Source organism: Rhizobium sp. rho-13.1 (assembly GCF_007000305.1).
GTDB lineage: Bacteria > Pseudomonadota > Alphaproteobacteria > Rhizobiales > Rhizobiaceae > Rhizobium > Rhizobium rhododendri.
In genome coordinates this window covers 197,448-211,004 of sequence record NZ_SCFL01000002.1, presented here as the reverse complement: position 1 = coordinate 211,004, position 13,557 = coordinate 197,448, and the positions used below count along the sequence as shown (strand labels likewise).

The 13,557-nt window shown below is 61.0% G+C and carries 9 protein-coding genes; 8 read left to right on the top strand and 1 reads right to left on the bottom strand.

All coding sequences use genetic code 11. From position 1 onward, the window contains the following. The first annotated feature begins 18 nt into the window (after window positions 1–18). The 7 genes from EQW76_RS07450 (at window position 19) to treY (ending at window position 11,129) form a co-directional block, all read left to right on the top strand. Window positions 19–1,161: an ABC transporter permease gene (locus EQW76_RS07450; protein ID WP_161990930.1), complete on the top strand. Its 1,143-nt coding sequence runs from the start codon at window positions 19–21 to the stop codon at window positions 1,159–1,161. 99 nt (window positions 1,162–1,260) lie between these two features. Next, a complete protein-coding gene (locus tag EQW76_RS07445) occupies window positions 1,261–2,475 on the top strand; it encodes a glycosyltransferase family protein (RefSeq protein WP_142823794.1) in 1,215 nt (404 codons plus the stop codon). A gap of 10 nt (window positions 2,476–2,485) precedes the next feature. Further along, window positions 2,486–3,751, top strand: a complete 1,266-nt coding sequence (locus tag EQW76_RS07440) for a glycosyltransferase family 4 protein (protein ID WP_142823793.1) — start codon at window positions 2,486–2,488, stop codon at window positions 3,749–3,751. Beyond that, complete coding sequence (locus tag EQW76_RS07435) at window positions 3,748–4,878, top strand: glycosyltransferase (RefSeq protein ID WP_142823792.1); 1,131 nt, start codon at window positions 3,748–3,750, stop codon at window positions 4,876–4,878. Before EQW76_RS07440 ends, EQW76_RS07435 begins: the two co-directional genes overlap by 4 nt. A gap of 171 nt (window positions 4,879–5,049) precedes the next feature. Next, complete coding sequence (locus tag EQW76_RS07430) at window positions 5,050–7,767, top strand: ABC transporter ATP-binding protein (protein ID WP_142823791.1); 2,718 nt, start codon at window positions 5,050–5,052, stop codon at window positions 7,765–7,767. A 36-nt stretch (window positions 7,768–7,803) separates the two neighbouring features. Continuing rightward, window positions 7,804–8,277 carry a Crp/Fnr family transcriptional regulator gene (locus EQW76_RS07425; protein WP_111216298.1) on the top strand — a complete coding sequence of 158 codons (474 nt, stop codon included), beginning with the start codon at window positions 7,804–7,806 and terminating at the stop codon, window positions 8,275–8,277. Between the two features lie 203 nt (window positions 8,278–8,480). Then, window positions 8,481–11,129, top strand: a complete 2,649-nt coding sequence (gene treY / locus EQW76_RS07420; protein ID WP_142823790.1) for a malto-oligosyltrehalose synthase — start codon at window positions 8,481–8,483, stop codon at window positions 11,127–11,129. Between the two features lie 21 nt (window positions 11,130–11,150). Here the strand turns inward: treY and EQW76_RS07415 are convergent, their stop codons facing one another. Next, on the bottom strand, window positions 11,151–12,293 hold the full coding sequence (locus EQW76_RS07415; RefSeq protein WP_162854760.1) for a fumarylacetoacetate hydrolase family protein: 1,143 nt from the start codon (window positions 12,291–12,293) through the stop codon (window positions 11,151–11,153). 264 nt (window positions 12,294–12,557) lie between these two features. On the opposite strand from EQW76_RS07415, the gene bcsN reads away from it, so the two are divergent. Next, the gene (gene bcsN / locus EQW76_RS07410) at window positions 12,558–13,478 is read left to right on the top strand and encodes a cellulose biosynthesis protein BcsN (RefSeq protein ID WP_161991062.1); all 921 of its coding nucleotides are present in this window, start codon (window positions 12,558–12,560) and stop codon (window positions 13,476–13,478) included. Window positions 13,479–13,557: the final 79 nt, after the last annotated feature.

The following is a 13,557-nucleotide window of genomic DNA, read 5'->3' as shown; positions in this document are numbered from 1 at the left end:
CCAGAACCCGGGGCGCCGATGCAGCATTACGTCTCGACAGCGCCATTCGACCCGATGCAGTTCGAGGCGATGTCGGCGGGCCAGACGCGCTATCACATGGCGTCGCAAAAGCAGCTTATGTGGTGGAAATTCAAGCGCCACCGGGTGGCGGTCGCCTCCGGCATATTCCTGCTTTTCCTCTACGGCGTCGTTATAATCGCCGAGTTCATTGCTCCCTATGGCCTGCACACCCGCAATGTCGACTTCATCCATGCGCCGCCCCAGGCGGTCCACATCTTCCATGACGGAAAGCTCGTGGCGCCTTTTGTCTACGGTCGCACCATGTCGCTCGATATCGAGACGCTGCGCAGGTCCTATACGGATAAGCCTGACGACGTGCAGCCGATCCGCTTCCTCTGCCGTGGGGATGCCTATAATTTCTGGGGCGCCATTCCCTCCAACATCCATCTGGTCTGCCCGGCTGTGGGCGGGCAGATGTATCTGCTGGGAACGGACCGGCTCGGGCGGGACGTATTCTCGCGGATCATCTACGGTGCACGTATCTCGCTGACCATCGGCCTGATCGGCATATCGATCAGCTTCATCCTCGGTATCGTGCTCGGTGGACTTGCCGGTTATCACGGTGGCTGGTTCGATCTTCTCGTGCAGCGGGTTATCGAAGTGCTGCAATCGCTACCGAGCCTGCCGCTGTGGATGGCGCTGGCGGCGATCATGCCGGTGACGTGGAGCCCGATCCTGGTCTACTTCGGGATCACCATCATTCTCGGCATTCTCGACTGGACCGGGCTTGCGCGCGCCGTCCGCTCAAAACTCCTGTCCTTGCGCGAAGAGGATTATGTGCTGGCGGCACAGTTGATGGGCGCCAAATCGCGACGCATCATCGGCCGCCATCTCGTACCGGGCTTCATGTCGCATCTGATCGCCACCGCGACGATTTCGATCCCGAGCATGATCCTCGGCGAAACAGCCCTGAGCTTTCTCGGCCTTGGCCTGCGCCCACCCATCACCAGCTGGGGTATCCTGCTGACAGAGGCCCGAAGCGTCAGCGTTATCGCTTTTTATCCTTGGCTTCTGTTCCCGATGATTCCGGTAATTCTTGTGATACTTGCCTTCAATTTTCTGGGAGATGGCTTGCGCGATGCTGCCGATCCCTACAAATAGCGTGTGGTGCGGACGCAAAACAGCGCGCACGGCGCATGACGGCATTGGCTCCCTCTTGCAAACTAACTGCGAAAGACGTTTGGACTTGAGGTTTTGCCCATGAAACGGCGCGTTGAAGATGCACGCATACTCATGTACAGCCATGACACGTTCGGGCTCGGACACCTGCGCCGCTGCCGGACGATCGCGCATTCGCTGGTTGGCGACTATCGCGGGCTGAATGTCCTCATTATTTCGGGCGCAACCATCGCCGGGGCATTCGACTACCGTGCCCGTGTCGACTTCGTCCAGGTGCCGAGCGTCATCAAGCTCAAGGACGGCGAATACACCTCGATGTCCGGCGACGTCGACCTGAAAGACACGCTGAAGATGCGCCAGGCGATCATCCGCCAGACGGCCGAAAACTTCCAGCCGGACATCTTCATCGTCGACAAGGAACCGCTCGGTCTCAAGGGCGAAGTCGAGGAAACGCTGCAATATCTGAAGGCGCGCGGCACGACGCTGGTGCTCGGCATGCGCGATGTGATGGATGCGCCGCATCTGCTCGATGCCGAGTGGAAGAAGAGCAACATGCTGGAGAAGATCGACCAGTACTACGACCGGGTGTGGGTCTATGGGCCGCCCGATTTCTACGATCCGCTTCTCGGCCTCGACGTTCCCGCCGGTGTACGACGGAAAATGGACTTTGTCGGCTTCCTGCAGCGCAGCGTGCCGCAGGGCAAGAAATCCGAGCATGTGCCAGATGAGGACTACATTCTGGTGACAACAGGCGGCGGCGGCGATGGCGCGGATCTCGTGCGAGATATCGTCAACGCCTATGAGAAGGATCGCTCGCTGCAGTACAAGACGCTGATCGTGCTCGGACCCTATATGCCGGCCCGTGAGCGGACCGAACTTGTCGAGCGTGCCAACAAGATCAGCTGTCTCGAGGTGATCGAGTTCGACAAGCGCATGGAAGAACTGATCGATGGTGCGACGGCCGTGGTCGCCATGGGTGGCTACAACACCTATTGCGAAATCCTGTCTTTCGACAAGCCGGCGCTTATCATCCCGCGGACGCGGCCGCGCGAGGAACAACTGATCCGCGCCCAGCGGGCGAGTGCACTGGGACTTGTCGACATGCTGCTGCCCGAGGAGTCCGAGGACGCATTGCAGTTGTCGGCAGCCTTGAAGAAGCTGGTCAATCGTGCACCTCCATCGAAGAGCGGTGAGAAGAACATGCGGCTCGAGGGTCTCGTCAACATCTCGCAGATCGTCGGCGAGTGGCTCGACGGGCGGGAGAGCTATCCCTCGCTTTCCGTCGTCGGTGAGTAGAGCGCAGCCATTGCCTATCCGAAAAAAAATACTGGTCGTCCTCAAGGGCTATCCCCGGCTGTCTGAAACGTTTATTGCCCAGGAGCTGCTTGGGCTGGAGCAGGCGGGCTTCGACCTGACGCTGATCTCGATGCGCCGTCCCACCGACAAGAAGCGGCACCCGGTCCACGACGAGATCAAGGCGCGTGTCGTCTACCTGCCGGAATATCTGCACGAGGAGCCGTTGCGCGTCGTCAAGGCGCTACTATCGGTCAGGCACCGACCCGGCTTTCGGCCGCTGCTGCGCCAATTCTGGGCCGACCTGAAACGTGACCCGACGCGCAACCGATTTCGCCGCCTCGGCCAGGCCATGGTGCTTGCGCATGAGTGGCCTGACGGAGCCGAGTGGCTGCATGCCCACTTCATTCACACCCCCGCCTCCGTCACCGCCTATGCAAGCATTCTCACCGGCACCCCTTGGACCTGTTCGGCGCATGCCAAGGATATCTGGACGTCACCCGACTGGGAACTGACCGAAAAGCTCGGACAGGCCCGTTGGGCCGTGACCTGCACTCATAGTGGTTTTGACCACATGCGAACTTTAACGCCATTCAAGGAGCGTGTGCACCTAAGCTACCACGGTCTCGACCTCGCCCGTTTCAGCCCTTCCCAAAGTCAACATTCCAACCGCAACGGCAGCGATCCCGCTGCACCGGTGTTGCTGCTCAGCGTCGGCCGCGCCGTCGAGAAAAAGGGCTACGACGTGCTGCTGCGGGCGCTGGCGCTGTTGCCTGAGACGCTCCACTGGCGCTTCGAGCATATCGGCGGCGGTGACCGGTTGCCCGAGCTCAAAGCACTGGCGGACAGTCTCGGCATTGCCGACCGCATCATCTGGAAGGGTGCGATGGCGCAGGATGAGGTGCTGGCACACTATCGACGTGCCGATGTGTTTGCGCTTGCTTGCCGCGTTGCTGCCGACGGAGACCGCGATGGGCTGCCGAACGTGCTGGTCGAGGCCTCCAGCCAGCGTCTCGCCTGCATCTCGACGCGGGTTTCCGGCGTTCCGGAACTTTTGATCGACGGCGAGAATGGGCTGCTGGTCTCTTCCGAAGACCCAACCGGCCTGGCCCGGGCTCTGGAAACCGCAATCCGCGACCCCGCCCTTCGCCACCGTCTGGGTTTGGCTGCCGAGCGGCGGGTGCGCGAGAACTTCGACTATCATTCCAGCATCCGACACCTCAGCCGGCTGTTCGAGGAGGAATGGCAAAAAGACGACAACCGGAAGCAATCGGCGTGAGCGGACCAAAGGTATTCTTCTACGTTCAGCATCTGCTCGGCATTGGCCATATCGCCCGTGCAAGCCGCATCGCGAGTGCGCTCGCGCGTCGCGGCTGCAGCGTTACGCTGGTGACCGGCGGTTTGCCCGTCGCTGGATTTCCGGGTGACGACGTAACCTCCATCGCCCTGCCTCCGGTAGTGGCTGCGACGTCGGGGTTTTCAGGACTTGCCCACAAGGATGGCACGCCGGTCGACCAGGCGTTCCTGGACGACCGGCGCGACCGGCTGCTTGCGACCTTTCATGCGACGCGACCGGACGTCGTCATCATCGAGGCCTTTCCCTTCGGCCGTCGGCAAATGCGGTTCGAATTGCTGCCGCTGCTCGACGCCATCGAGACGGCAAAGCCGCGGCCAAAGCTTTTCTCCTCGGTGCGCGACATCCTGCAGCAGCAGAAGAAGGCGGGGCGCGACGCTGAAACCGTTGCCACGCTCGACGCCCATTTCGACGGCGTGCTTGTGCATGGCGACCCCCGTTTCGTACGTCTTGAGGAAACGTTTCCATTGGCCGCCGATATCGCCGGCAAGATACGCTACACCGGACTTGTGGCACCGGCGATACCACCGGAGCCGGTCGAGGTCTTCGATATCGTCGTGTCTGCTGGCGGCGGCGCGGTTGGGCGCGATCTCGTCCGCGCCTCTCTCGACGCGGCGAGACGCGTGGCGACCGACCGGCGCTGGTGCCTGATCGCGGGTCCGAACATGCCCGAGGCGGACTTCATGGCCCTTCAGAACGAAGCTCCGGCCAATACGCAACTGGTTCGTTTTCGCAGCGATTTCCCGTCGCTGCTGCGGGGGGCCGAGCTTTCGATCTCGCAGGCGGGGTACAATACGGTCTGCGACCTGCTGGTGACCGGCTGCCGATCCATCCTCGTGCCGTTCACCGCCGGTGGTGAAACGGAGCAATCTGTCCGCGCCGAACGGCTGGAGGCGCTCGGGCTGGCAACAGCCTTGCCGGAGGCAGGGCTGACGGCGGAGATGCTGGAACAGTCCGTTGCAACAGCACTGCAGAAACCAAAGCCGGCTTCGCATTCCATCGACCTGGATGGCGCCGAAAAGACGGCTGTTATCGTTCAAGATGCCGCCTGACCGTTGCAGCTTTGACCTCGTTTTGCAGACTGTTGTGATATAAGCTCGAAGGCGGGGAATCGGAACGGATCGCCGCCATGGCATTTCGCATTTCGAGCGACAGGGAAAAGCGGCATGCGAGAGAGCAAGACGAGCGTGGCGACCCCCGAATTTAGAAGCATGCGGTAAGCAATGGAAAAAAGCCTCGCCAAATATATCTGGTCGAACACGCGCCTCGAGCAGATATGGATCCTGCTCGTCGTTGCCGCGTCCATGGTGCCTTACTTCCTGTCCTTCGACCTGCCAAAGCAGATCGTCAACGGCCCGATCCAGGGTAAGGGCTTCGAGGGCGAAGGCGCCACGCAGTCCTTCATGCATATCGCCTACGACATCCCCTTTGTCGGCCATATCGAGGTATTCAAAGGCCTGAAGCTCGACCGTTTCGAGATGCTGATCGCCCTCAGCCTGGTGTTTCTGGCCCTGGTGGTGCTGAACGGCCTCTTCAAACTCTACATCAATACCTACAAGGGCAGGCTTGGCGAGCGCATGCTGCGTCGCATCCGCTTTGAGCTTGTCGATCGGGTGCTGCGTTTTCCGCCTTCGCATTTCAAGCGCGTCAAGGCGGCTGAAATCGCGACGATGATCAAGGACGAGGTGGAGCCTCTCGGCGGGTTCACCGGCGACGCTTTCGTGCAGCCCGCGCTGCTCGGCGGTCAGGCGGTCACCGCTCTGATCTTCATCATCATGCAGAATTTCTGGCTCGGTATGATCGCCGCCAGCATCGTCGCGGTGCAGGCGGTCGTTATTCCCCGCATGCGCAAGCGACTGCTTGAGCTTGGCCGCCAGCGCCAGCTGACGGCGCGCGAACTTTCTGGCCGAGTTGGCGAGATCGTCGATGGCATCGGCACCATCCATGGCAACGACACGTCCAACTTCGAGCGGGCCGATATTGCTGCCCGGCTGGGGCTGATCTTCTCGATCCGCTACGACCTCTATCAGTGGAAATTCCTGGTCAAGTTCATCAACAATTTCCTGGCCCAGGTCACGCCGTTCCTGTTCTATTCGATCGGCGGGTTTCTCGCCTTGCAGGGGCGCCTGGACATCGGCCAGCTGGTCGCGGTCATCAACGCCTACAAGGATCTGCCGGGACCGCTCAAGGAACTGATCGACTGGGACCAGTCGCGTCAGGATGTCCAGGTAAAGTACAATCAGGTGGTCGAGCAATTCAGCGTCGACCGACTGATCGACCCTCGCATCCAGGTCATGGACCCCAAATCTCCGGCACGGCTGGAGCATGCGCTTGTCGCCACCAACCTGACAATCAGCGACGACAGCGGCGCCCGTGTTCTCGACCATGTTTCGCTCGAGATCCAGCCCGGCGAAACCGTGGCGATCGTTGGTGAGAGCGGCAGTGGGGGTGAGTATCTGGCCGAGGCCTTCGGACGGCTGGTCTGGCCGGACAGCGGCAAGGTGACCGTCGATGGGCACGACATCCTGGAATTACCGGAATCGGTGACCGGCCGACGGATCGCCTATGCCGGCTCGGACACCTACTTCTTCCACGGAACGTTGCGCGACAACATTCTATATGGCTTGAAGCATGCCCCGCTGACGACCGTCACCTATGAGGGCGAGGCCGCGGTGCGCAACAAGTGGGCGATTTCGGAGGCCAAACGCGCCGGCAACCCGTCTCTCAGCCTCGACAGCGACTGGGTCGACTACACATCTGCCGGGGCGACCGGGCCGGACGACCTTTACAGCGTCATCCGACCAGTGCTCGATTCGGTGCTGATGTCGCAGGATATTCTCGACATGGCGCTTCGCTCCACGGTCGATACTGAGACGCACAAGGACCTGACCGAACGGATCGTCGAACTGCGCCATGCGCTGATCGAGCGGCTGAAGGAGCAGGATCTCGACGGGCTGGTCGTGCCGTTCGAATTCACCGCCTACAATACGCAGGCGACGGTGGGTGAAAACCTGCTGTTCGGCACACTGAAGCGTCCGCTGATGACCAACAGGAAGCTCGCTGCACATCCCTATTTCATCAAGCTCTTCCAGGACAGCGGCCTGAACAGCGAACTCTACGACATGGGCATCGAGATCGCCGAAAACACAGTCGAGTTGTTCAACGACCTGCCGCCGGACCATCCTTTCTTCCAGCAGCTCACTTTCATGACGGCGGACGACATTCCCGACTATCAGGCGTTGCTGCAGAAGCGGGGCGGCCGCAACTTCGAGACGGCGACGCCCGAAGAGCGGGCATCGATCATTCGTCTCAGTTTCTCCTACATCGAGCCACGCCACCGCTTCGGTCTGCTCACCAAGCAGTTGATGAACAAGATCGTCGAGGCACGTACGGAGTTTCACAAGCATATCCCGGCCGATCTGAACGCTGTCATCGAACGCTACGATCCCGAGCGCTTTACGGCTTCGGCCACATTGATGGACAACGTGCTGTTTGGGCGTATCGCCCACCAGCAGGCCGATGCGCCTGAGCAGATCCATGTGATCATGCGCGATCTTTTCGACAGGCTCGGCCTGCAGGACAGCGTATTGGCAATCGGCCTCGATTTCGACGTCGGCTCCGGCGGCAAGCGCCTGACCAACGTCCAGCGCCAGAAGCTGAACCTTGCCCGCGCGCTGCTGAAGCGCGCCGACTACCTGATCTTCAACAGGCCGCTGGTTGCGCTCGACCATCGCATCCAGGACCAGATCGTCCGCACCGTTCTACGCGACATCGAAAACAGCGACCACAACCCGGCTATCATCTGGGTTCTGTCGAATGTCGCGCTAGCGGAGCAGTTCCACCGCGTCCTGGTATTTCAGGGCGGCACGCTGGCTGAAAGCGGCACAACCGAAGATCTTTTGCAGCACGACGGGATGTTCAAAGAACTTTTATCGTTATAGGCTATCTGGCGGCTGTGATCCCGGGGTTGAACGCGCATGCTGTTAAGAGATGAAGTCGAAATGTTGCGGCGAGTGCCGATTTTCGCACGCATTGCGCCGGCGAAGCTGAAACTGCTCGCCTTCACCTCCGATCGCGTCAGCTACCGTGCTGGCCAGATACTTTTCCACCAGGGCGATCTCGGCGACGCTGCCTATGTCGTGCTGGCAGGAACCGCCGATATCCTAGTCGATACGCCGACCGGTGAGATCAAGGTCGCCGATGTCGATGTCAATTCGATTGTCGGAGAAATCGCCATCCTCTGCGACGTCTCCCGTACTGCGACCGTAAAGGCCACCTCGAATGTCGAGGCACTGCGGATCAGCAAAGAGCACTTCCTCAAGCTGCTCTCCGACTTCCCCGAAATGGCCGTGGATATCATGAGGGTGCTGGCCGACCGCCTCAACCACACTACCGCAGAGCTGACGGCCGCACGCAGCCAGCCGGCATTGCAACCGGCACCGACCCACTAGACGGAGGCGCCCTGCGGCCACCCCACATCGCCAGTGGACGGAACTTATTTTGCTTCCGCAAGTTTGCAGGTCGAGGCTTCACCGAGAGGCTAACGGCGTTGTGTGGCCGGTTAATTCGTTTCCTTGCGGCCTTAAATCGGCTCCCGGGAAGCCAATTTGCTGACTGCGCCGCCCGACGGCCTTCCCACTCTGCCAGGTATCCAATGACTTTGCCCAATTCTACCTATCGCATCCAGTTTCGCGACGGCATGACTTTCGACCATGCCCGGAAAATGGTTCCTTACCTCCGCCAATTGGGCATCAGCCATCTCTACGCGTCACCGATCTTCACCGCCACCAAGGGTTCAACCCATGGCTACGACGTCACCGACACCAACGAGATCGATCCCGCGATTGGCGGCCGCGAGGGGTTCGACAAGTTGTCCGAGGCGCTGCGGGAGGCCGAAATAGGCCTGCTGGTCGACATCGTTCCAAACCATATGGCCGCCTCGCTGGAAAATTCGTGGTGGCGCAGCGTCGTCGAGTGGGGTGAGGAAAGCCCTTTCAGCCAGCATTTCGACATCGACTGGAGCCGAAAGCTGACGTTGCCTATCCTCGGAAAGCCGCTGCAGGATGCGTTGGAGGCAGGCGAACTGACGCTGACTGTGGACGCGGATGCGGGCACGCTCACTGTTGCCTACTACGAGCAGCGGCTGCCGCTGGCGCCGAGTACCTATGCCGCCGTGCTGTCGCGACTTGATCTCCCGGTCGTCGCTGCAATGTGCACTCTGGCGTCTGATGCAGATCCACGGCGGGAGACGGAATTTCACCAGAGCATGCGCGACATGCTCTCTGGCGAGGCGGCAGAGATAAACAAGGCGCTAGCGCAGAAGTTCAGTGACCCCGCTTCGCTCCAGACCGTGGTGGATGAACAGCCCTGGCGGCTGATCTATTGGAAGGACGCGCCGCGCGAGCTCAGCTATCGTCGCTTTTTCGAGGTGACCGGTCTTGTAGGCTTGCGCGTCGAAGACCCGGCTGTTTTCGACGATGCACATCGGCTGACACTCGAACTGGTGCGCAATGGTGCCGTTGATGGATTGCGGCTCGATCATATCGACGGGCTGGCAGATCCCGCCGCCTATCTCGAGCGTCTGCGCAGTGCCGTGGGTGAGGATACCTATATCGTCGTCGAGAAAATCCTCGCCGAAGGAGAGACGCTGCCAGAGGCGTGGCCGATCTCCGGAACCACCGGCTATGAATTTATCACTACCCTGCCCGACGTTCTGGTGAACACGTCCGGAATGAACGCAATCACCGATACCTATCGGGAAATTGCCGATGGTGAGCCGGAATTTGCCGAGGGCGCGCTGGCGGTCAAGGCGATGCTTGCCCGGAAAAACTTCGCTGTTGAAACCAACAATTTGCTGCAGCTGCTTCTGAGTGTCGGAGCGATCAATGGCGACGTGTCCGAGCAAGCGGCACTGGAACAGGCGCTGGTGTCTCTGCTTGTCGCCTGCCCGGTGTATCGGACCTACGGGACGGATGGCGCCCTCGACGCGGCCGATGGCGCGATGTGGAGCACTATCGTGGAAACTGCGGGTGGCTCGTCCGAAAAGGCGGACCACGCCGCGTTGTCCTTTGTCGACAAGGTATTTCAAGGCAATGTGGCACCGGAGGCCAAGGCGGATGCGCTCGAATTCCGACGCCGCTTCCAGCAATTGACGGGGCCTTTGACGGCGAAGTCTATCGAAGACACGATGTTCTATCGATATAACCGCCTGATCGGCCTGAACGAGGTCGGCGGCGAACCTGCTGCCACTGAATTCGGCCTCGAACGCTTCCACCACGAGATGGCTAAGCGGATGGAGACACAGCCCGCCGGCCTGTCCGCAACCTCGACACATGACACGAAACGCGGCGAGGACGGGCGGGCGAGGCTTTATGCGCTTACCGAAGCTCCGGAGGCATGGCTGGATGGCGTGGAGCGCTGGCGCAAGCTCAATGCCGCCACCGTCGCTTCCCTGCCGGGTGGCGCCGCGCCGGAACCACGGCTCGAATGGATGCTGTATCAGGCACTCGCCGGTGCCTGGCCAGCAGACCTCGCGCTCGACGCGCCTGCTCCGGCCGACTTGCTCGACCGTTTCCTTGCCTATGTCGAGAAAGCGCTGCGCGAGGCCAAGCAGCGCACCAACTGGGGCGAGGAGGATGGTGCGTACGAGGACGCCGTAAAGGCTTTCGCGGCCAACCTGCTTGCGAGCGACAATGCGGCTTTTCTGCAGGACTTCCGCAAGACGCTGCAGCCGTTCGTGCGGGCGGGCCTGTTTAACGGCCTGACACAGACGCTCATCAAGCTGGCAGCTCCAGGGATACCCGACATTTACCAGGGCGCCGAGCAACTGGATCTCAGCCTCGTCGATCCCGACAATCGCCGCCTGCCAGACTTTGCACGCCTGGGTGAGGACCTGGCCGTGCCCCTCCAGACACGCGATGAGGGCGCGCTTGCCCGGGGACTCTTCAAGCAGCGCCTCGTCCAAAAGGGCCTTGCGCTGCGCAAGGCTGAGCCAACGCTGTTTGCTAAAGGCGATTATCAGCCATTGGCCGTCACCGGTGAACGCGCCGACAACGCCATTGCATTCCTGCGCAGCCACGAGAACAAAATGGTCGTCGCCATTGCTCCTCGGCTGGTTTACGGACTCGGCGAAGGCGAATGGCCGTGCGGCGATTACTGGGGAGACAGTGCGATCGCCTTGCCCGAGCGCGCTGCCGGCAGAGTGCGAAATGTCATCGACGGTACGGTCCACGAGACAAGCCAGCCCCTGAAACTGGCAGCCCTGCTGGCCACTTCACCAGTGGCGCTGCTCGTCTCCGAGTAGCCGCAGCGAGCGAGGGGCTTCCTAGAGCAGGCCCCTCGACGCCAGATTGCGCATGAGCTTTGCAATGCCTGAAGTCCAGGGCGGGCAATCTGTCGACAGCATGACGCGGTTGCGCAGTGCGCCCAGCTTGTCGTTCGAAATCGTCACGACATCGCCGATCTTGTGGGTAAAGCCCTGCCCCGGCACGTCGCGGTCCTCGACCGGCGCGAAAAGCGTCCCCATGAACAGCACCATTCCGTCGGGATACTGGTGATGCCGCCCCATTGTTTGGGAGACAAGATCGAGCGGATCACGGCTGATCTCCTTCATCGAACTCTTGCCGTGCAGCACGTAGCCGTCCTCTCCCTCTATTGTGAGATCGAGGTCGGCATTGCGGACGTCGTCGATGGAATAAGTATCGTCGAACAGCCGGATGAACGGCCCGATCGAGCAGGAAGCATTGTTGTCCTTGGCCTTGCCGAGCAACAGGGCAGAGCGGCCCTCGACGTCACGCAGGTTGACGTCGTTGCCGAGCGTTGCGCCCTTGACGCGCCCCCGGCTATCGACGACCAGCACGATTTCCGGCTCTGGGTTGTTCCATTTGGAAATGGGGTGCAAGCCGACATCGGCACCGTGACCCACGGAGGAGAGTACCTGCGCCTTGGAGAAGACCTCGGCATCCGGGCCGATGCCGACTTCCAGATATTGCGACCAGACACCGTCCTCGATCAGAGCCGCCTTGACCTTGGCGGCCTCCGGCGATCCCGCCTTCAGATTGCGAAGGCTGTCGCCGATGATGGATGTGATGCGGCCGCGAATGCTGTTCGCCAGATCCGGATTACCGGCAGCGCGCTCCTCGATCACCCTCTCCAGCATCGAGCGCGCGAACGTGACGCCGCAAGCTTTGACAGCCTGCAGGTCGATCGGCGCCAGCAAGGTGTGGGGCGAATTGGCGTCCGCCGAAAACAGCGCCTCGAGGCTGCCGACAGCTTCGCCCGCCTGCGTGCTTAGAAAAGCGACGGGATCGTCCATCTCAAGAAGGGCGGAGACGGTCGGAATATCTCGTGACGTGACGTCATAGACAGTGCCGTCGCGGATAACGACAACGGATGGACCATCCTTGGCCGCATCCCAGGTGCGCCCGATGAAGCTTCCCGCTTCGAACATGCCGATATCGCCTGCCATTTTGCCGTCTCCTGCCCTGATTTTTCTGAATGGCGCGCTGCACTCCCGGGCATCACGCAATCTCGAGGGCATGTTCTTCATCCACGCTGGCTTGTCAATTGTCGCCGGAAAGGCACGCGTGGCAGAAGATTTCATTCGCGACCGGGGCCCTCAGCGCACCCACCAATACCCGCAAAACGATGTTCATGTTGCTTATGTAGCGCATTTGGCTATTTCATGCGCATGGTCCCTCGTTCTCTGATTCGGCATGTCGCGCCGTCACGCATGACAAAAGGTGTCTATGGCGCGCTGTGGCTCACGGCGGCGCTGGCGATATCCGGCTGCGCGTCGAAGGATGGGATCCGGATTCCCGGTCCCGCGGAGACGGTGACGAGCGACAAGGCTTTCGCGCTGCCACCTCCGGGCGGTCCGTCGATCGTCAATGTCGTGCAGCACTCCTACAACAACGCCGTCCAGCAGGACATCTACCTCTTTACCTCAGCCGCAACCTCGGGGCAGAACGATCTGCAGGTGACGTTCTTCGGGCCGGTCGGTCTCGACTACGACAACCGCAAGGGCCTCGGCTATGCCTCGATCCGCGACAGCACGGTCGACAGGGATATGCGTCGTGCGTTGCCTGGCGTGGCGATGGTTCGGTCCGGCATCTACGTCCAGAACAACTACGGACCGTTCGGCTATGCCACGGGCAAAAGTGCACAGGGCGACACCTGCCTCTATGCGTGGCAGCAGGTGCGCTCCAGCGACAATGCTCGTGGTGCTTTTCAGAATCGCGGTACCGTGCAGGTCCGGCTGCGACTTTGCGACACACATGCAACCGCCGAGCAATTGCTTCGTGTCATGTATGGCTACACCATCACAGGCACTTTCCCGGCTCCCGGCTGGAACCCGTATGACAGCGCTCCACCGGTCGATCCGACGCTTGGCCGCACCGGTAATCCGATCTACCCGGTGGTATCGCCTACGAGCGCCGGCCAGTTGCCAGCCGCTTTCCAATTGCCGGCGACGTCACCTGGCATCGCACCGCAAAGCCCGCGCAGCGTAGAACCGCGCGCAGCACCGCGTCCGGTCGCGCAACAGCAGCCACCCGCGCCGGCGCCCAGAGGGCCGGTCGTTCCGTCGCCGATCGGCGACGACAAAAGCAGCACGACAGCAGCTCCGGCGGTCATTGTGCCTGCTCCTAACTAAGGTCTTGCGATTATATCGATCAAGAGACGAGTAGCATGAACGGTTTGTCAACCATCCGGTGTCACGGTGCTTGGTGTCG